The following is a 19,808-nucleotide window of genomic DNA, read 5'->3' as shown; positions in this document are numbered from 1 at the left end:
GGATTAGGAATAAATCGGCAGAATCACGGTGAATTGGATCGTGTTCGATCCGGAAATTTCAGCGGAGACCGTTCCTTTGTACCGCTGAACAAGCTGATTTACGATGGCCAAACCGAGGCCTTTGTGGACGCCGTCTTTTTTCGTGGAGTATCCGCTTGTGAACATGGCCTGCAGATCCTTCTCGGACAAGCTCTTGCTGATATGGTTGGACAGCTTGAAGATCAGCCGGTTCTCTTCCGTATAGCCGAGAAGATGCACGTTTCTTTGCTCCACATCCATTCCGCTCACTTCGTCGAAAGCGTTGTCGATCAAATTACCTAAAATTTTTACGAGATCGACGGATTTCAGTCCGGAAATGCTCGTGAGATCGTCCGCCAAGTCCAGCTCGTAAGTGAAGTTGATTTTTCTTAATTGCGACTGCGTAATCTTGGAGCTGATCAGGGAAGCGAGGGCCGGATGCCCGACATGAACGATGCTGTTGACGAGTCTGGTTTCTTCCACAAGCTCGTGGATATATTTCTTGGTCTCGTCGAACTTTTTCAACTGGACCATACAACTGATAGTGGTCAGATGGTTGGTGAAATCGTGATTCTGACCTTTAATGGCGACCATCAGACTGTTCATTTCATCCGTATAATTTTCTTGAATCGTTTGGGCGACGGCGTCTTTCGTCCGGTTAACCCCTTTGTAAATGAAATAGACCATAATCAGGCTGGCAATGGAAACCGAAACGATGACGAGGAAGAAATTCAGCAGCTGTTTGTTCAAGGAGTTGTGAATATACTCCATGTCGTTGACCAGGCCGATTACGTAAGGGAACTGAACGCGTTCGCTTTTAACCGGATAAAAAATTTTCAGCACGTTTTTGCCGTTGATTTTCGTAGGGAAAAAAATCGGCTTATCGAGTTTAACGGCCTGCTCGATCAGGGAGACGTCCTCCGGCGACCTGTTGTTGTACTGGCCGAACAAAATTTTGCGTTCGGAGTACCGGATGTTTTTGGACCCGTTTGTTACGGTATAAAAGCTGGGATCGTCATCGGGCTTGGAGAAGGTGCGCGGATTGAATCCGGTAATTTCGAGCAGGCTTTTGTTGTTCTTTAACGTTTCCGCAACGATAAACTCCGAGCCGTCGTTCTGGTCGAACTGCTCGATGAGAGAGCTGTTCATCGTCGGATTAATGATATAGTCGGTCGTTCCGTCGTAATAGAAGCCGAATTTGTTTCTTTTTGAATCGGGATTGGAGGCGGAACCCGATATTTTACCCGCCCAGAAGCTCGGAAGCGTGGTGCCTTCGGATACGGTAACCGTTTCCAGTCTGAACAGCTGTTCGAGCGCGATCCGGTAATTGCCCCAATACTTCGCATTCAGATTGATTTCCTTGGGGTCCGAGGAACGGACGCTGACGATCTCATCCCCGACTTGGGCGAACAAGGTGAGATTGCTTACGTTATATTTGACTCTGAGCTCCGCCAGCATGCCGTTGTCGATATCCCGGTAACGGGAAGGCAGAGAGGCTTTAACGCCGAGGGCCACTTGCCTTAACGAATCGGACAAGAGTTTATCCCGGGTTTGAGACGAATACTCCACGTGGTCAATGCTTAACTGGATTTGCTGGGAAAGAGAAAACAGCTCCGTTTCCATGTTCGCCGTTAGGGATTTCTTCGTGGAATAATAAAAGACGCTGTCATTGATGAGCAAAATGGCCAGAATAACAGCTAAAAACAGGGCGGATAATCGTTTTATAGACATTTTCTAGTTCCCTTCGAACGTATAGTTCCTTCATCATTCTAAGTTATTCGACCCCGTTCTACAATATCAAAAACTGGGTGAGTTCACACAAGATAGGAACGGGGAGCAAAGCCGTTAAGAAGCGGAGATCCGAGGCTTAATGCGGCATGGCCCGGCGTACCCGGCGCTTTATTGAACAAAGGTCAGTCAAGAGGTGTATACGAATGTAAATAGGAGTATATGGAAGCACGGCACCCCGTTTCTTATACTTAAGCTACGCAAGGAACGAGAGGCCGGTCATAGCGGCCCGTACAGGAACAATACCCAGGAGGGATTGCATTGAGCAGAAAAAACAGACATAAAGGGCTGCTGCCGGCCGCCGTCATCGCCGCGATGTTAACGGTTACAGCATGCAGCGGCACGGCGCCCGAAGAGGCGAAAACGCCGGAAACGGGCGGAGTTATGGAGGTATCCACAGTCCGGGCAAGCGATCCGTATCTGAAATTCGATCCGGGCGAAACCTTTGACAACAATGCCGTTTACGCGGCGTACGAGAAAGAAACCGGGGTTAAAATCATCAACAAATGGGTGGCGGACGGAAGCCAGTTCGCGGAAAAGCTGAAAATGTCCATCGCATCCAACGAGATTCCCGATTTCTTTCCCGTCGATGCCGCTCAGCTTCAGCAGCTTATCGAAGCGGACATGATCCTGGATCTGACACCCGTATACGACAAGGTCGCCACCGAAAACACGAAGAAAATGATGACCATGGACGGCGGCCTCCAGATGAAGTCGGCCACGTTCGACGGCAAGCTGATGGCCATTCCTTCGACATCCAATCCTTATTACGCCCAATTCTTGTGGGTACGGACGGACTGGCTGAAGAAATTGAACCTGCCCGAGCCGAAAACGATGGAGGACGTTGCCAAAATCGCGGAGGCTTTTAAAACGAAGGACCCCGGAGGAACCGGTAAAGCTTACGGCCTGGCCTTCAACAAAAATCTGTTTGACGGCGCCCTGGGTGTCACGGGTTTCCTGAACGGATATCACGCCTACACGAACCAGTGGCTGGATGACGGAACCGGCAAGCTCCAGTTCGGGGATGTTCAGCCGCAGATGAAAGACGCGCTGCGAGGTCTTCAAGATCTGTACAAGAAAGGCCTGATCGATCCGGAGTTTGCGGTCAAGGATGCGACTAAAGCTTCCGAAATGCTGTATAACGACAGCATCGGCATGGTCTACGGGGCGGAATGGATGCCGGCCCAACTGGCGAGCGGAGCGGTCAAGGACGGCAAAGTCGTGCAGGAGTGGGGCGTGTTCCCGCTTCCTTCCTCGGACGGCAAACCCGCCAAGTCCCAGATCGGGCTGGGCGTGGATAAGTACTACGTCGTGTCCAAGAAAGCGAAACATCCGGAGGCGGTCATCAAGCTGCTGAACCACTGGATCGTCGTGAACAACAGCCAGAGCGAAGAGAGCAAGGTGTACGAATTCGGCAAAGACAAAGTGGAAAAATCGAGCAACTACTGGCTGCTGAACCCGATTTTCGTCAATAACCAGACGAACAATAACGGGGAAGTGCTTCCCGATGCGATCGCGAACAAAGACGAAAGCAAGCTCCAAACGAAAGATCAGAAGACCCGCTACGGACGCGCCATGAAATACGTCAACGGAGATACGAGCCTCTGGTGGGAGTACTTGATTTCGGGACCCCATGGAGCCGTCTCGCTGTATCCGGAAATGAAGAAGAACAACCAGTTCGAACAGAACAAGTTTTACGGAGCGCCGACACCGACCATGGTGGAAAAAGGAGCGATTTTGAACAAAAAACGGGATGAAGTGTTCGTCAAAATCATCATGAATCAGGTGCCGGTCGATGAATTCGACAAATTCGTTGCGGATTGGAAAAGCATGGGCGGCAACGAGATCACGAAAGAAGTCAACGACTGGTACAACAAGAACAAATAGGGCGGCTGCCGCCCGTACGGGCGAGTTCAGTCAAAATCCTTCAAGGGGGATCGGAAAGGATGCGATCCCTCTTTTTCTATCTACATGAAGCTGATAAGGCAGGTGAGGGTATGCATACGAGGTTTCGGACTTGGAGGCGGGAGTGGCCTCTTCATCTGATGGTAGTGCCGGGTCTGATTATCGTGATTATATTCAGTTATATCCCGATGGCGGGGATTATGATGGCTTTTCAGAAATTTATCCCGTCCAAAGGGCTGTTCGGTTCACCTTTCGTGGGATTGAAAAATTTCCGTTTCCTGATGGAATACCCGGATATCGGACAAATTTTTTTCAACACCCTGTTTATAGCGACGATGAAAATAGCGGCGGGTTTAATCGTGCCCATCACGATCGCGATTCTTCTCAATGAACTGAGCAGGCAGTGGATCAAACGGACGTTTCAGACGCTCGTCTATCTGCCGCATTTTATGTCCTGGGTGCTGCTGAGCGGCATTCTGGTCGACGTGCTGTCGCCGTCGTCGGGGATCGTCAACCAGATACTCGGCGTCTTCGGGATGCAGCCCGTTTTTTTTCTCGGGGATAATGCCTGGTTTCCTTATGTGATGGTCGTGTCGGACGTATGGAAGGAGTTCGGTTTCGGCACCATCGTGTACCTGGCCGCCCTTACCGGCATCAATCCGTCGCTGTATGAGGCTGCGGAGATGGATGGAGCGGGCCGGTGGAAGCAGACGCTCTACATCACGCTTCCGGGAATGATGCCGATTATCGTGCTCATGCTTACGCTGAACATCGGCAACGTGCTAAACGCCGGGTTCGACCAGATTTTCAATCTGTACAGCCCTCAAGTTTATGAAAGCGCGGACATTATCGACACGTTCGTCTTCCGCATGGGGGTGCAGCAGTCGCAGTTCGGTTTCGCTACGGCGGTCGGACTTCTGAAGTCGATCGTTTCTTTCGTTCTGATTTCGGTATCGTACCTGCTTGCTTACCGTTTCGCCAATTACCGGATCTTCTGAGGAGGGATTGCCTTGCGCCACAACTTGACCATGGGCAGGAGACTGTTTCTGATCGGCAACGTCGTGTTCCTGGCCCTGATTTCTTTCGCGTGCCTCATGCCCATTATTCACATCCTGGCCATCTCGCTCAGTTCGGGAGCGGCGGCATCCGCAGGGAAGGTACTGCTGTGGCCCGTCGACTTTACGACGGCCGCCTACGATAACGTGTTCGGCAAGCCGGAATACTTGCGGGCGTTCTGGATATCGGTTCAGCGGGTCGTGCTGGGTACGGCGATCAGCATGTTTCTGACGATCCTCACGGCGTATCCGTTGTCGAAGGACCCCCGCGTGTTCCGCATGCGCACCTTTTACGTCTGGGTCTTCGTTTTTACGATCTTGTTCAGCGGAGGGCTTATTCCGTGGTACATGACGATCAAAACGCTCGGCCTGATCGATACGGTCTGGGCGCTGGTTCTTCCGGGTGCGCTGCCCGTATTTAATGTGATTCTCCTGCTGAACTTTTACCGGAGTCTGCCGAAGGAACTCGAGGAATCGGCCCGGATCGACGGCGCCGGCCATTTTGCTACCTTGTGGAAGATTTATGCTCCGCTTTCTCTTCCCGCACTGGCGACGACGGGCTTATTCACGGTGGTCGGTCACTGGAACAGCTGGTTTGACGGTATGATTCTCATGAACCATCCCGATAAATATCCGCTGCAGACCTTCCTGCAAACGATTATCATCAACATGGATTTCCGGTTTATCAAAGCGCAGGACGCCGAACTGCTGGTTAAACTGTCGGACCGCACCAGCAAAGCCGCCCAGATTTTCGTCGCCGCCTTCCCCGTTCTTCTGGTATATCCGTTCCTTCAGCGTTTTTTCATTAAAGGAATTGTGATGGGGAGTGTCAAAGAATAACGGGACGGGCATCCAAGCGTAAGGGGAGCGGTATTCATGAAACTCAATCTCAGCCTGCAGGACTCCTCCATATTCAAAAAAATTATGGCGGTATTTATGGCCGCCCTGCTTCCGATCATGGCCATTACCTGGCTGATTAACGAAAAGGGGTCGGAGAGCATCCGCCAGGAAAGGTCCCAGTCCATCTTGAATACGACCCGGTATTATCTGGATTCGCTGGACAAGGAAGCGGACCGGATCAACCGATTTCTGCCGAATTACGTCACGGACAGCGATTTGCAGGAAATCGCCGCCATGGGCAATGAACTGTCGGATTACGACCGTTCCGTGAAAATACTCGGTATTCAGAAGCGCCTGAATCTGACCAAGGATTCCAGCGCGTTTATTCAGGAAGTGAAAGCCTATGTGCCGCTGATCAAGCGGACGCTGCTCAGCGTCAAGTACGATACCTTCGTGGATTGGGAGGAATATGAAGCACTCCAGCTGCGGAATAAGCGGGCCGACGAGCCGTTTATTTTCTGGAACGACCGGTTGTTCCTAAGCATGCAGGTGCCGTCGAATTCGACCCGGGAGCCGTTGTACGTCGTCGGTGTCGAGCTGTCGACGGCAAAGATCAGGCAGTCGCTGGCGCAGATCAGCGGCTCCTTCGGCGGAGAAACCCTGCTGATCAACACGGATCGAGGGTGGGATTTTCAGAGCGGGAATGACCCGCAGCTGCTGACGGCGGCGAAAGCTTTTATCGGGGAGAAGAGCGCGGAAGGGAACAAGCAGGGCTACGAGACGATTACCGTAGGCAGCGACCGGTATTTGGCGGTCTACAACTACTCGGCCCTATGGAACTCGTATTCGGTCAGCTGCATTCCCGAAAAAACGCTGCTCGGCCCCATCCAGACTTATCGCGTATGGTTCAGGTGGGCGTGCGTTCTGGCGGTTGCGGTGGTCCTGTTCTTCTCGTTCTTCCTGTTCCGGCTGATTTACCGGCCGCTGTTAAAGCTGGTGCAGTCGTTCAGACGCGTCCAGCAAAACCGGCTGGAGCTCATTCCGGTCGACCGGGGCAACGACGAATTCGGGTATTTGTACCATGCGTTCAATCAGACGATCCATTCGCTGCGGGAGCTGATCGAGCAAAATTACGAGCAGCAAATCCGCAGTCAGCGTTCGGAGCTGAAACGGCTGCAGTCCCAGATTAATCCCCACTTCTTGTATAACTGCTTCTTCGTCCTGTGCCGCCTGATTAAATCGGAGCATAAGGAGAAAGCGTACCAGTTCTGCCTGTACATCGGGGATTATTTTCATTTTATTACCCGCAACGACGAGGATGAAATTCCGCTTTCGCTTGAAATCAACCATTCGCGCACCTACGTGGATATGCAAAAAGTGTGCTACGGAGACCGCATTGAAGCGGTGTTCGAGGTTGAGGAGTTCGACACGCGCGTCCCCCGGCTTATCCTGCAGCCGATTATAGAGAACGCTTACAAACACGCGCTCGGAAGCACGCCCGGCGCGGGGTTACTCCGGATCTGGAGCAGAAGGGACGCCAAAGGCATTACCATCTACGTGGAAGACAACGGTACGACCTTGACGGACGAAGAACTCGGCAAACTCCGCAGACGTCTTGCGGACGGAAATCACGAGCTTGAAGAGACGACCGGTCTCGTAAACGTTCACCGGAGAATCCAGCTACACTACGGGCAGGGCTACGGGATCACGGTGGACAGATCGGAGCTGGGCGGCCTGAAAGCAGGCATTCACATCGGAAACAGCTAGAGGAGGAGACCGAATGTACCGATTGCTGATTGTAGACGATATCCCGATTATCGTGGAGGGTCTGAAGGAACTTTTTGAAGAAACTCCGCAGCTTACCCTGGAAATACATACCGCTTATTCCGGAGAAGAGGCGCTGGAAGTATTGCGGAACAAGCGGATCGACCTTGTCATTTCGGATATTAAAATGCCCGGGCTGGAGGGCATCGGTCTGCTCCGGGAAATTAAAACGAATTGGCCTTCGTGCAAAGTGATCTTTCTGACCGGCTATAACGATTTTCAATATGTGCAGAGTGCGGTTAAATACGGAGGCTTCGATTATCTGCTGAAAATTGAAAGCGACGAGAAAATCATTGCCGCCGTAACCCGGGCGATCGGCAAGCTCGATGAAGAAAAAGCGCGTGAAGAGATGATTGAACGCGCGGAGGAAAGCATGAAGAGGGCGCTCCCTTCTCTCCAAAAAGAATATGTGAGCAGTCTGCTTCAGGGAAAAAGGCCGGCCGGGGAGCAGCTTGACCGGCATTTCCGGGAGATCGGCATTCCGCTTCAAGGGGAAGAGCCGGTTTTGCTGCTTCTGGGAAGAGTGGACGTGTGGCGAGAAATGCTGACGCCGCCGGATAAAGCGCTCTTCGTGTACGCCGTACAAAATATCGCGGAAGAGATTTTGTCGCCGGGTGCACGCGTGTACACCTATGTGTACGACCAGGTGAAAGTCGCCTGGTTTATTCAGCCGGCGGAATCTTCGTGTCCCGACACGGAGGTTTCCGGGGACAGCTGGGACAGGACGCGGCGTTTCGTGGGAAATGCTCTTGAAACGATCCAGCGGGCCTGCAAAAATCTGCTGAAGCTGCCGGTTTCTTTTGTGCTGGGCAAAAATCCGGCTCCCTGGGACGATATTTCCGACAAATTCCATGAGCTGAAATATAACTTCTTGTTCGGAGCGGGCCTCGGAAATGAAATCATTTTAACGGAACCCGCGTCGGACAATCACGGGGAAACCGGCCAAGCGCAGAAGCGGAGCGAGTTTTTTACGGCCGCCCGCGTGCAGCTGCTCGGAAAGTGCCTGGAGAACGGCCACCGCTGCGAATTTTTTAACGTATACAAGGAGATCAGCGATCTATGGGAAAGCGACGAATGGCCGTTCGAACGGAAAAGAGAAGTGTATCATTCGCTTTCCGCCGTTTTTTTGGCGTATGTGAACAAAAATGACGAACTGAGGGCGTACCTGAACAGCAGCCACGATTTGTCGACATTGTTCCACTGTGAAACGGATACGACCGTGGCCGCGCTCAAAGCGTATTTTTTGCAGACGGCGGAGCTCATATTCGATTGGAACGGCGAGCAGGCGGCTCATTTTCCGGACGAGCTTGTCCAGCGGGTTCATACTTACATAGCAGCCAATCTCGCGAAAGATATCTCGCTGAATGCCATTGCCGACCACGTCGGCCTTAATCCCTCTTACCTGTCCCGTCTTTATAAACAAATGACAGGCATCGGATTATCCGATTACATTAACGATTACCGGAATTTGATGGCCAAGGAGCTGCTGCTCGGCAGTCCGATGAGGGTAGGGGAAATCGCCTCTATGCTGGGTTACAATTCGGCTCTGGCTTTTATCCGTTTTTTCAAAAAGCAGAACGAATCGACTCCGCAGGAATACCGGAGCCGGCGGGCAAGCGGCGACAGCGGCTGATAGAAAGCAAAGCGGTAACCGCGGATAGAGGGCATGAAAGACGGATAAATTCCGGCTGACGCTTCTTGCGCCGGATGAATTTTACGGGCTTACGAAGACGAAGGAGCGCACGTCAACAGATGTATACGAAAGTAACGAACGATCTCTTTAGGCCGCAGTCTCTCTCTTGTACAATCGGAACATAAGCCGAAGCAAGAGGAGGAATAAAAGTGGCAGCATTAACAGCGGTACTGCTCGGTGCAGGAAGCAGGGGACGTTACATTTACGGACCGTACGCGGAGAAATACCCCCACGAGCTCAACATTATTTCCGTAGCGGAGCCCGATGAAGGCAGACGGAAACTCATCTCGCGGATACACGGAATCAAGCCCGACTATGTGTATTCGTCATGGGAGCAAGCATTCGAGCGGGGAAAAATCGCCGACATCATGATTATCAGCACGCTGGACCGGATGCATTTCGTGCCGGCTATGAAGGCGCTGGAGCTCGGTTATCACGTACTGCTGGAAAAGCCGATGTCGCCTAAGCTGGAAGAGTGCGTGCAGCTGGTAGAGGCGGCAGAAGCCCATGACCGGCTTCTCGTCGTCAGCCACGTTCTGAGATACTCCCTGTTCTGGGCGGGGATCAAACAGCACCTGGATGCCGGAGAACTCGGTGATATCGCGTCCGTCCAGCTGACCGAAAATGTGGGCTACGCCCATATGACCCACAGCTATGTGCGGGGCAACTGGCGCCGTGCGGAAGAAACCAGCCCCATGATTTTGGCCAAATCGTGCCACGATCTGGACATTATTTCGTGGCTCATGGGCGGAGAGTGCAAGAGCGTCAGTTCATTCGGCTCCTTGTTACATTTCAAGAAGGAGAACGCCCCCGCGGGATCGACCGAGAGATGCATCGAAGGCTGCGAGGTCGAAAAAGAATGCCCGTTCTCCGCGCTTAAGCTCTACATTCAGCCGCCGGATCATCCGTGGGCGCGTTACATGACACACGACCTGTCCCAGGAAGGCATCGTGAAGGCGTTGAAGGAAGGACCGTTCGGACGCTGCGTGTACCGCTGCGACAACGACGTCGTGGATCACCAGGTCGTGAACCTGGAATTTGCCGGTGGAGCGACTGCGGCTTTCACGATGTCCGGCTTTACCCAGGGAGGCGGAAGACGTGTCCAGATCATGGGGACCCGCGGCGAAATCCTGGGCGATATGGACACGGGCTCGTACACCCTTCACCGATTCGCTACCGGAGAAGCGGTCGAGGTCCGCTGCAATATCGCCGGCGACGGGCATGGAGGAGGAGACGAGCGCATGGTCGCCTCCTTCCTGAAGGACGTCCGGGAATACGGCCGGGTCCCTGCCGGAAGCCGGACGTCGGCCGCCGCTTCGCTGCAGAGCCACCTGATGGCGTTCGGCGCGGAAGAATCGCGGCTGAACGGCGGCAAGAGCGTGAGCCTGGCCGATTTTCAGCGGGCTTCCATGGCCGGAATCGTGTAGAGCCTGCAGCGGCGGTAATTGCCCAAAGCGCAAAGTTGAAAAAACCGGATGCTCATTATCTGGTTTTTTATTGGAAAAATCTAGAAAACTATTGTTAAAAATACTAATATATGGTATATTAAGTGCAGATATACATAACTCATCTACATCAAAATTAGGATTAAGAGGAGAGTGTTATCTGTATGAAGAAGAAGTTTTTGGCCGTTCCGGCCGTAGTCGCGTCTTCGCTGATTTTCGGTGCCCTGGGCGCAAGCGCGGCGGAACCCGTTCAACAAAGTCCTGTGCAAGTTCAAGCTGTAAGCCCTGCCGCAAACAGTGTATCCGTGAGGGTGGACTTAAAAGTGGGAGAAGGCAGACAACTGGCCGGCGACGGTTTTATTTTAAACAGCGGTTACGGGGTCGTTGAATTGTACAGAAGCGGCTACGTTCTTGGGCTTAAAGAAGGGTTCGCTTACGTGGGAGCAGATCTTCCCAACGGAGACCGTGTTCTTTATTCCATTTATGTGACCAAGTAAGAAGTTAAGAAGTTAAAAATAAAAAAGAAGAAGAACGATCTCCCTGATCGTTCTTCTTCTTTTTTATGAATTATTTTAAAACGGGTGTTCCACTTGAACTTCTTTCTCGCTGGAAAGTAATTCCCTTCCGTTCGATTTTCAGCCGGATGTCCGGCTCGAACGGCACTTCCTTATAGTCTTCTTCCCAGTTTATCTTCTTCCAGGCTGCCGGATGAAAAGCCATGAGCCTAAGCGCTACACCGTGTCCGTCGTGATTGGATTCCTGCATTTTGCGCGTAATGGCTTTAGCCCGGGCAGTCAACAGGCTGGAAAGTTCTTCAACCAGCTTCTGAAGTTTCTTTTTGGTCAAGCCGGTCCGGCGGGTACTCGAAAACCGTGGCAATGATTTTCAACCGGATCTTGACTCTGACCCCGCCGCTCTCCGTCAGCTCCACTTTCATTTTCCGAGAGTACTTATGGAGATCGACTGTAATGTAGCGGTCCGCTTTTGCCTCGTGCTCTTCCTCCTGCCCGATGTTCACGGGAAGGGTTAGGCGCGCCGTTTTTCCCTTTTGTCCCTGGAGAAGCAGATAGATGAGAGATTCTTCGTCCCGACCTTTTCCATGCGATTCCGCTCTAAACGTTTCGGTGTACGAAAATGAATTCTCCATATCCGAAAGCCGCTTGTAAGCGGTTTCTGAAATAAAAAAAATTCCCGCTCCGGCCTCAATCACTCTCCCGCGTCCTGCTCCGTTCAGCCTGGCCGTACCGTCCGGTTTAACGAATATAAAAAAAGGCCCCTTCACTTTGAGCGCTTAAGTAGATCCAACCCTGCTTTTCAAGTTGTCTTCTGTAGCTGGCCGGAAGGCCGTCAGTCTGTTGGAGACCCGGCCATGTGTAGATATAAAGGTGCTAGGCGATTTGGTTATTTTGTCTTTAAAGACGGCTTTTACCGGCAGAGGGAATCCACCTTCAGACATTTTAAAAGCATAGGTTTCAGTACTGTAAAATATCCGGCTATCAAAATAATAAAGACTCCCAGAAATACAGCAGCCTTTCGATTAGCGAACCGGTTCTCTTTCTAAATTTTGTTATGGTATATACTGGTATTTAGGTAATGGAGGTGAAGAATGAGGAAGTCAATTATCGCAGTGCTCCTACTTGCCGCAGCTATCTATGTCGCAGCTTTTTACAAACTATTTGATAGAGAACCCATGCCTGCGCCGCCTAAGGCCTTTGTGGAAAAAAACTTCATCGAAGTACCTGTACGAATAGCATCTTATAGTTGGGGGTTAGGAAAGGAAGGGGACGGATCGCCTTGGGATGTAGTCAAAGATGAAGAAGCGGTCCCTGTGCCTAAACAATCCGTGCTTACTTTTTCTTTTGAAAAAGAACCCGAAGGTGCTCCTCAAATTCGTCAGGTAATTAGTAACGAGGAGCACAAGGTCCTGGAAACTAAATCGCCCTATGAAATAATTGTTCCGGAAACGGCTGGAATTTATGTTTATAGCATAAGCGCAAGTTGGAAGGATGGAAGTGCTCAGTATGCTGTAAAGGTACGGGTGAAGGATTCGCCATGAGCTTAGGGATGCCATAACAATGAAAGAACTTCTATATTAAATGAGCAAGAATGCATTAGATTATTTTTTCACTACATTTCATCAAGAGAGTTTTTGAGATCGTCTTTATTCATTAAAAATTCAGCATTTTCAGAAGAACAGGAATGGCGATTAGTAATGGATTGCGATCAAATAACAAACATGTATATATGGAGCAAATTCAATAAAATGGATCTTTCATAGTAAGGAGTTCGACATAGTAAAGAAGTAGCTTTTAATAATACTAAGCAGCTAACAAAAAAAGAGGGGAATACCCTCTCAATTAAAATGTTATAATCACTCTTTCACTTTATTTTGCTCAGAAATTACGGTGTCATAAACCTTTTTAAGATCTACAGATTTTACAGATCTATACTCCTTATCTCCTACCATTAAATTCATGTTTTATAATAAAAAAGCGCCTATGATTTGGGAACCCAAACCATAAACACTGTTTTATTATCGACAATTTGTTCGTCTGCTAACACTTCTCTTGAATCTATTCTCAGAGTTTTTGCGCGGACTAAATGGTATAGTAATGCATACGCGAGTTTGGGGTCTGTTGTTTTATAGCCGTCATATTTATGACCTATTTTATTATATGCATCACTATAAACCCATTCTTCTGCCTCACGTATTGTTTCAAATGTCATTTCTTCCTCAAACCAAGTTAAATCAGCTATATGTATGTCGGCCTTAGGAGCATCGACTTTATCAGTATTAATTATTTCTGAATAACTGTTTTTGCCATCGTTTTTATCTGGATTTTCCATATTAAAACTGCCTCCGTATAAGATGATTTATTAAATTTAGGAAAACGGGGACTATTTCCTCCCGCTTTCCTATTCAGATATTATGATTTTAGTAACGACATGAGACAGATGCAATCCCTGTAGCACCTGATGAGCCCACAAGATTAAATTGTAGATTTATTACATCTCCTGGCTCAAGGGATCCCGGCGATGAGCTACCAACATAATTATACTTCGATATGCTGACGTGATACATACCTGGGTAAGCCAAGTTATGTGGAGTAGTTAAAAGCTCGGTATATGTAGCATCTTCTTGGGGAGCAGCGTGCACCGAGAAACCCAACGAAGAAAATAAGAGAGACAATGTGATCAAAAACGATAAAAAACTCTTTTTAAACATGTTACCTCCTGGCAATTGAAGATGTGACTTCCTGTATAAACATGTATTTTATTGTAAATCAAGGATTCGAAAAATTCTTGTAGCTATAAATTACCTCTTGATTAGAGAACGTATGTTTGGTTTATAATAGGGAAAGAAACGCATGTTTGCCTATAAAGAGGAGCAATAGGGTGTCTTCTAAGTAACCTACAATTATGCTCTTTCATGCAATCCTTTTACGCAGCGTAGAGAAAGTAAAAGATCCTACGCTAGCAAACAAGCCAATTGTTGTTGCCGGAGCCTTCTAGATGGTCCGGGGTTGTATTTACGGCTTGCCCATTAGCTAAACAGTAAGTGTTAAAAATACCATGCATCTATTCGCTGACAAACCGGAAGAGATGGACAAAGAAATACAGCGGAAAATTAGAATCGAAACCGGTGTACATGTGAGAGTTGGTATTGGAGAAAACAAAACATTATTAAAGCTATGCTGCGACATGATTGCTAAGAATGAGCTAGGAATAAGAGTAATGGGGGCTGTTGTTTTGGTTGGTTGCATGGGTGCTGGCTGGGATCATCCAACTGGTTTTCACAGACAAATGAAAATGCCCGATTCTAACTTTTGCCGTTCAAGCTAAAAACAGGGCGGTTAAATCGGGGGTCATTACAGATGGGCAAAACTAAGCCGCAATGGCTTTGGGAAAGTAGCCGTATGATGCTGCCAAAGCATAAAGAGGTAATAAACCGGCAATTAAAAGAGACTGGGTTAAAACGAAGACTAGAACTACACGAAGACGAGCTGCAGATTGCAATGGAGAACATAAGCCTCTCCTACGCTAGAAAAGTTGAAGGAATTCGTTGATTTTGCCGAGGCTGTAAGAGCAATTTTAGGAGAGGAGAATTCACGTGGGTGTAAAAATTGTTCAAGGTAATTTAATGGAGGCCACCGAGGATATTATCGGTCACCAGGTAAATTGTATGGGGGTTATGGGAGCAGGATTAGCTAAATTAATTAAGCGTGACTACCCAGAAGCTTTTAAGCAATATAAACAATCATGTAGTAACAAAGGAGAGTTATTGGGCCGTTGTCAGATTGTATCAACGCAAAGTGAAAAATACATTGCTAATTTATTTGGGCAATATGGCTATGGGGTACAAAAACGACATACAGACTATATTGCATTGCGTGAAGCATTAAATGAATTGAAGTCTGTGGCAATGAAGTCGGGACAGTCGATTGCATTGCCGTTTAATATTGGTTGTGGATTAGCCGGTGGGGATTGGGATATTGTAGAACAAATTATTGAGGAAGTTTTCATTGATTACGATGTCACACTATATAAGTTCGAATGAGAAGATACAGACTGTTTGGTCGAACTAATATTTAGACGATAAAACTATGGTTTTATTGTGTAAAAAATAGAGGGAGATTCCCCTCTATTTTTTTATTACAGTTATTAAATTTATGGATTAATTACTCCATATATAATACCTGCCAACTGACCGGAAGAGAGTTTTTTAGGAGCGTAACCGTAAACATATCCATCGAAAATTGTCTTATATAATCCGCTTGGCTGTAACGCAAACGTTTTTCCTGTTCCTGATGAATACACATTTTCCGACATAAATTTCAAATACCCTGTTTTGCCGGGAGGTATTACCATGCCATATGTAGCCGACACAGTGGCCGATGTATTCCACTGTCGGTTTGCAGCTATTTTAATTTTACTCATCATAGTGTAATCAATTCCAAATGTGTACGATTCCCCTGCCGTCAATGCATAAGAAAAACTTTCTGGACATCCAGGATTGGGATGATTAGATGGACACGCAAATGGAGTTGTTACAACTTTAGGTGTATCATACCAAGATTCTGAAAAGTTTGTTTGAACATACTCACTTATTGTTTGGAGGGAAAAAGATGGAGATACTAAAGACTGTTGTTTATGATTTGAATTCATATCTTTGTTAAGTTTTTCTTTGAGTTCTGCGTCATTTCTAATTTTCTTGAACTCATCAAAGCTAATTTCTTTAGCACCATTCTCCGTAAGTCTATATATTGAAGTTATAGTTTGTCCACTTTCTTCATCGTAATAAACTCCTGTACTTTTAACTTGAGCCTCTTCCGACTTTGCAGAAGCGCCACTTCCAGTAAAACTAAATAATGAAACCAAAGCTAACGAGAACAATACAGACGCATTTAACAACTTTCTTCCAAACATATTATTTCCCTCCCAAAGTAATTTAAGAACAAAATGGATATACCATCAAATTCCATAAATGTAAATTGTAAAATAAAATGTGCTGTGGTAGTCTATTTATATTGAGGAGGTGTATTGTGAATAGACAAGGATTAGGTTTTGGCTTCATTACTTTAGGAATTTTTACATACATATCGAAATATTTGGTAGCAGCAATATTTGGTTCTAATATGAAAATATGGACAGATATATCATTTGATGGACTACTCAAAGCGGTGGGGTATAGATTTGAAGTTATTTCAGGTGTGTTACTCCTTGTTGGAGTTTTATATTTGTTGGGCAACAAATTTTTTAGAACATAGCTAAACAAAATACAAAAGAAAAGCCTTGTGAGTACGTTTTCACCGGGCTTTTGAGACGATTATTGAAAGTATTAATATACTATAAAAAGGTATAAATGTAAATAATTAATTAACTGCAGTAAATGTTTCAGGTTCTCACCTAGCCACTTATCCGAATCACCGTATGCAAATATTTCAATCTTACAAGAAAGGTTCTCTATGAGTTTCTGTCCAGAAAATTATCAATATTAGAATTGGTATATTGAAGTTCCGGATACTCACTCTTTGAATGAAGAACACGCTACAGCTAGAAAAATCATGATGAAAGCTGAAGGGGCAACATAGATACATATGGAAGATATGAATCGAGAGTTTAAAATGAAAAAAATTGCCTTTAGTTTTAAAGACTGAACAAATTATTCAGGTCTTAGGCATTGGAAGAAGGGCCGGTTACGGATTTTTGAAAAACCCTCCGTTTCCAGTAAGACGAGTAGGAAAGAGAGGGATAATTAAAGCATCAAAAGACGCGCTCTTCAATTGGTTAGAACGCAAAGAAAGCAGGGCTTAAGTCCTTGCTTTTTTTATTTTAGAGTGTTAATATTTCAATTACAGTTAAGTGTTCTTTCGGTAGGTTTTTGGTAGGATTTTATTCGGAAACCAGATGATATCAGAGGTAACGCCAGATCATCAACGGAAACGAAGATCTGCTACAAACCCAGTACTACCAAGGGTTTCAGCACCGAAACGACTGCTAAAGGTCACCAGAAGAACATACGAAATTGAATATTGAACCTTCGGGGTAGGGTGAAAGTCCCAACCGGCGGTGACGGGTACGCAAGTACCCTAAGCCCGCGACTCCCGGCTGTTACGGCCGGGACTGACTTGGTGCGACTCCAAGGCCGACGGTAAAGTCCGGATGGGAGAAGGTGAAAAGCAGCTTCATTAAAATGTTCATTTTAATGAAGTCTGTTTGTCGATGCCCCCGTTGAACTTCCAGCGGGGGCATCGTCTCTTTTCGGAAGGTTCAATTCAAAACATTCCACAGGGGGTTTTTGAATTGGAGAATGCTTTAGGTCTTAACGGAAAGTCCGCATTAACGAAAGGAAAAGGGATCAACGGCATCTGGTATGTCGCGTTGGGCGCCACTTTGTGGGGGCTCGATCCGCTTTTCCGCATCCTGCTGCTGAAAAGCTTGACATCGGCGCAGATCGTGTTCATCGAACACCTGCTGCTCGCCTGCTATGCGCTTCCGGTCCTGATTCGGTACCGCGAACAACTGACCGGGAAGCTGACGCTGGCTGTCATCGGCGCGCTGCTGTTCATTTCGTGGGGCGGATCGGCAATCGCCACGATTTTGTTCACGTCGGCGTTTGCTCATGGGAGCGCGAATGCCGTGCTGCTTTTACAAAAGCTTCAGCCCTTATTCGCGATTACCTTGGCGCGCGTGCTGCTGAAAGAAGCTCTGCCGGCCCGATTTTTTAAATACATTTTTTTCGCGCTTGCGGGCACGTATTTGCTGACGTTCGGGTTTCAATCCCCGTCGCTGGGGCTCAAAGATCTGGGCACTATGAGCTGCCTACTGTCGATTCTGGCCGCAATTCTTTGGGGCGGGTCCACGGTTATGGGCAAATATTTGCTGCAAAAAAATCTCGATTTCCCGATCGTAACTTCACTCCGGTTTTTACTGGCCATTCCGCTGCTGTTTATCGTGCTGATGGCGAGCGGGGACGCCTGGCAGCTTCATAAAGGAACGGGCGAGTGGGCGCTCATTGTTGTGAACTTGCTGTTCCAGGCGTTTTTCCCGGGACTGATCAGTATGCTGCTCTACTATAAAGGGTTGTCCTCGACCAAGGCGTTTCTGGCGACGATCGCGGAGCTGTCCTTCCCGGCCGTCGGTGTTCTGATCAACTGGTTCGTATTCGGTCAGGCGCTGACAATCGGACAATTGGCCGGCTTCCTGCTGATCTGGTCCACGCTGTGGTTTATGGGACGAACCCCGGAAAGTAAAGCCGCCGCGTCCGGCGCCAACGAAAAGCTGGACGCTTCGACCGTTTAATTGCAACGCATCCAAAAGACTGCCTAATCGGCGGTCTTTTTTTTATATCCACCGAAAGCGGAACTCCTCTTGCAGGGAGCGAAAATTTGAATTTAGCTTTAACTCAGGCAGGTGAACGGGAGAGTATAGCCGGATTTCCGGAAGGATGCTATGCTAAAACCAATAAATACCATTATCTTACATAATCCCGCTAAGTGAGGTGTACGGAAATGAAGCGCCCGGATATGCTTGACGAGATTCATGCCCTTCATCCCAATGAAGCCAAGGGCCTGCTGCTGCAAATGCTGGAGCAAGCACAGCGTTACGACGGGCTGTTGGAGAAAGAACATGCCCTTCAAAAACAAATTTTAGAAATATGGAATGGGCACTTGTCCCGAAAACGGGCGGAGAATGAGGGAAAAGCACGCCATGTCCACATTGTGATGGGACTGTCCGATGCGGGAGCTTTGAAGTATGCACTCAGCAGCTTGGGCAGGAGGAAAGAAAGCGAAATCCTGGCGTTCAACGATTGCTTTTCCGAAGGGCCGATCCGGGAACTGGAGACGGAGGAAGGGCGGAAGTTCCGGCTGGAATGGATGTCCGAACGTTTCAATGGGTATGGACACGCCCAGTTAGCAGGGATCCGGCACGGTTCAGACACCATACTGGAGACTATGCGCGGCGTACCCGCCGATAAGGACATTACAATCTGGACCGGTAATCACGCCCACGAGCAGATCGGGATGCGTCTTGCTCTGTCTGTCCTCCGCGATGCTCCGAATAACGTCTATATCGGCCATGTTTCGCAGCTGTATGAAGGGATAGCCGCTCGTTTCGACCCGGTGCCGCATTCTTACGCATTCGGCTTTCTTTCCATAGAAGCGATTGAAGAAATCGTGCAGCTGCATGAAAAGCGAAAGCAGCCTTTATCGGAGCAAGCAAGGCAAGGGTACGTCCGGGAATGGGAAGAGCTGTCGGCATCCGATGCGAAGCTTCATATCTGGTCGGACGGCAAAATAACAGCGGCTCCCGAAGACAGTTACGACGAGGCGCTCGCGGCTCTTGTCGGTCAAATGCAGCGTGGCGGCAGCGATAACGAGGAGGAATTCGTCCCGGCCAGCCGGGTGATTATGGAAGCGCTGGAGAGCTGGGGCGGCGCCGTTATGATGGAGTTCATCGAATACCGGCTGTGGACGTTGATTAGCGATGGACGGCTGAGGTTCAAAGGTGTGCCGGCTGCCATGCAGTCGTATAAAGTGGCGCTGGCCGAATCATCCCGATAGGAAGAAAAAGAAGTTCGCGGCAGTTGTCCGATAAAAGCCCCCGTATGCAAAAGGAAAGCACGCGCGGTTCGAAAGGCGCACTAGCACGCTAAAATTCCGGGCTTGCTGAGCCGGCTATGCATCGCCGGCGGCCACCCCCCCACAACGCCCCCGGCACTCTCAAAAAAAGCAGGTT

General features: G+C 48.5%; 19 protein-coding genes and 1 riboswitch. Of the genes, 14 read left to right on the top strand and 5 right to left on the bottom strand.

Annotated features, from left to right (window positions below):
- Positions 1–3: 3 nt before the first annotated feature.
- Positions 4–1,749: a GHKL domain-containing protein gene (locus ACI48J_RS15150; RefSeq protein ID WP_326056037.1), complete on the bottom strand. Its 1,746-nt coding sequence runs from the start codon at positions 1,747–1,749 to the stop codon at positions 4–6.
- Between the two features lie 318 nt (positions 1,750–2,067).
- On the opposite strand from ACI48J_RS15150, the gene ACI48J_RS15145 reads away from it, so the two are divergent.
- The 7 genes from ACI48J_RS15145 to ACI48J_RS15115 all read left to right on the top strand — a co-directional run bounded on the left by ACI48J_RS15145 (position 2,068) and on the right by ACI48J_RS15115 (position 11,065).
- Positions 2,068–3,693, top strand: coding sequence for an extracellular solute-binding protein (locus ACI48J_RS15145; RefSeq protein ID WP_326056035.1), 1,626 nt, complete (start codon positions 2,068–2,070; stop codon positions 3,691–3,693).
- Positions 3,694–3,803: 110 nt separating this feature from the next.
- On the top strand, positions 3,804–4,709 hold the full coding sequence (locus ACI48J_RS15140; protein WP_326056032.1) for an ABC transporter permease subunit: 906 nt from the start codon (positions 3,804–3,806) through the stop codon (positions 4,707–4,709).
- A 30-nt stretch (positions 4,710–4,739) separates the two neighbouring features.
- A complete protein-coding gene (locus ACI48J_RS15135) occupies positions 4,740–5,606 on the top strand; it encodes a carbohydrate ABC transporter permease (protein ID WP_317953929.1) in 867 nt (288 codons plus the stop codon).
- Between the two features lie 36 nt (positions 5,607–5,642).
- Complete coding sequence (locus ACI48J_RS15130; RefSeq protein WP_405079032.1) at positions 5,643–7,373, top strand: histidine kinase; 1,731 nt, start codon at positions 5,643–5,645, stop codon at positions 7,371–7,373.
- Positions 7,374–7,386: 13 nt separating this feature from the next.
- Positions 7,387–9,063, top strand: a complete 1,677-nt coding sequence (locus ACI48J_RS15125; protein WP_405079030.1) for a response regulator — start codon at positions 7,387–7,389, stop codon at positions 9,061–9,063.
- A gap of 209 nt (positions 9,064–9,272) precedes the next feature.
- A complete protein-coding gene (locus ACI48J_RS15120) occupies positions 9,273–10,550 on the top strand; it encodes a Gfo/Idh/MocA family protein (protein ID WP_405079029.1) in 1,278 nt (425 codons plus the stop codon).
- Between the two features lie 182 nt (positions 10,551–10,732).
- Positions 10,733–11,065 carry a hypothetical protein gene (locus ACI48J_RS15115; protein WP_405079027.1) on the top strand — a complete coding sequence of 111 codons (333 nt, stop codon included), beginning with the start codon at positions 10,733–10,735 and terminating at the stop codon, positions 11,063–11,065.
- Positions 11,066–11,135: 70 nt separating this feature from the next.
- Here ACI48J_RS15115 and ACI48J_RS15110 read toward each other — a convergent pair whose 3' ends face one another.
- Together ACI48J_RS15110 and ACI48J_RS15105 are read right to left on the bottom strand one after the other, a co-directional pair.
- A complete protein-coding gene (locus ACI48J_RS15110; RefSeq protein ID WP_405079026.1) occupies positions 11,136–11,414 on the bottom strand; it encodes a Ger(x)C family spore germination C-terminal domain-containing protein in 279 nt (92 codons plus the stop codon).
- Positions 11,383–11,715 carry a hypothetical protein gene (locus ACI48J_RS15105; RefSeq protein ID WP_405079025.1) on the bottom strand — a complete coding sequence of 111 codons (333 nt, stop codon included), beginning with the start codon at positions 11,713–11,715 and terminating at the stop codon, positions 11,383–11,385. The genes ACI48J_RS15110 and ACI48J_RS15105 overlap by 32 nt, the downstream gene beginning before the upstream one ends.
- A 459-nt stretch (positions 11,716–12,174) precedes the next feature.
- Between ACI48J_RS15105 and ACI48J_RS15100 the strand changes: the two genes are divergently transcribed.
- Complete coding sequence (locus ACI48J_RS15100; RefSeq protein ID WP_405079024.1) at positions 12,175–12,624, top strand: hypothetical protein; 450 nt, start codon at positions 12,175–12,177, stop codon at positions 12,622–12,624.
- A 440-nt stretch (positions 12,625–13,064) separates the two neighbouring features.
- Here the strand turns inward: ACI48J_RS15100 and ACI48J_RS15095 are convergent, their stop codons facing one another.
- Positions 13,065–13,415 carry a hypothetical protein gene (locus ACI48J_RS15095; protein ID WP_405079023.1) on the bottom strand — a complete coding sequence of 117 codons (351 nt, stop codon included), beginning with the start codon at positions 13,413–13,415 and terminating at the stop codon, positions 13,065–13,067.
- Between the two features lie 726 nt (positions 13,416–14,141).
- Here ACI48J_RS15095 and ACI48J_RS15090 point away from each other — a divergent pair.
- The 3 genes from ACI48J_RS15090 to ACI48J_RS15080 are packed head-to-tail and all read left to right on the top strand — an operon-like array spanning position 14,142 to position 15,126.
- Positions 14,142–14,411, top strand: coding sequence for a hypothetical protein (locus ACI48J_RS15090; RefSeq protein WP_405079021.1), 270 nt, complete (start codon positions 14,142–14,144; stop codon positions 14,409–14,411).
- Positions 14,412–14,443: 32 nt separating this feature from the next.
- Positions 14,444–14,635 carry a hypothetical protein gene (locus ACI48J_RS15085; protein ID WP_405079019.1) on the top strand — a complete coding sequence of 64 codons (192 nt, stop codon included), beginning with the start codon at positions 14,444–14,446 and terminating at the stop codon, positions 14,633–14,635.
- Between the two features lie 44 nt (positions 14,636–14,679).
- Positions 14,680–15,126 carry a macro domain-containing protein gene (locus ACI48J_RS15080; protein WP_405079018.1) on the top strand — a complete coding sequence of 149 codons (447 nt, stop codon included), beginning with the start codon at positions 14,680–14,682 and terminating at the stop codon, positions 15,124–15,126.
- Between the two features lie 110 nt (positions 15,127–15,236).
- Here ACI48J_RS15080 and ACI48J_RS15075 read toward each other — a convergent pair whose 3' ends face one another.
- The gene (locus tag ACI48J_RS15075) at positions 15,237–15,995 is read right to left on the bottom strand and encodes a hypothetical protein (RefSeq protein WP_405079017.1); all 759 of its coding nucleotides are present in this window, start codon (positions 15,993–15,995) and stop codon (positions 15,237–15,239) included.
- Positions 15,996–16,111: 116 nt separating this feature from the next.
- On the opposite strand from ACI48J_RS15075, the gene ACI48J_RS15070 reads away from it, so the two are divergent.
- From ACI48J_RS15070 to ACI48J_RS15060, 3 genes are all read left to right on the top strand, one after another.
- Positions 16,112–16,336, top strand: a complete 225-nt coding sequence (locus ACI48J_RS15070; protein ID WP_405079015.1) for a hypothetical protein — start codon at positions 16,112–16,114, stop codon at positions 16,334–16,336.
- A gap of 765 nt (positions 16,337–17,101) precedes the next feature.
- Positions 17,102–17,247, top strand: a riboswitch (FMN riboswitch).
- A gap of 125 nt (positions 17,248–17,372) precedes the next feature.
- Positions 17,373–18,371 carry a DMT family transporter gene (locus ACI48J_RS15065; protein WP_326055927.1) on the top strand — a complete coding sequence of 333 codons (999 nt, stop codon included), beginning with the start codon at positions 17,373–17,375 and terminating at the stop codon, positions 18,369–18,371.
- 209 nt (positions 18,372–18,580) lie between these two features.
- Positions 18,581–19,633, top strand: coding sequence for a DUF1835 domain-containing protein (locus tag ACI48J_RS15060; RefSeq protein WP_405079013.1), 1,053 nt, complete (start codon positions 18,581–18,583; stop codon positions 19,631–19,633).
- Positions 19,634–19,808: the final 175 nt, after the last annotated feature.

The sequence above is a fragment of the Paenibacillus chitinolyticus genome (assembly GCF_045038035.1).
Lineage (GTDB): Bacteria > Bacillota > Bacilli > Paenibacillales > NBRC-103111 > Paenibacillus_F > Paenibacillus_F chitinolyticus_A.
Note: the sequence above shows the minus strand (reverse complement) of the source record. Positions and strands in the feature narration are given on the sequence as shown.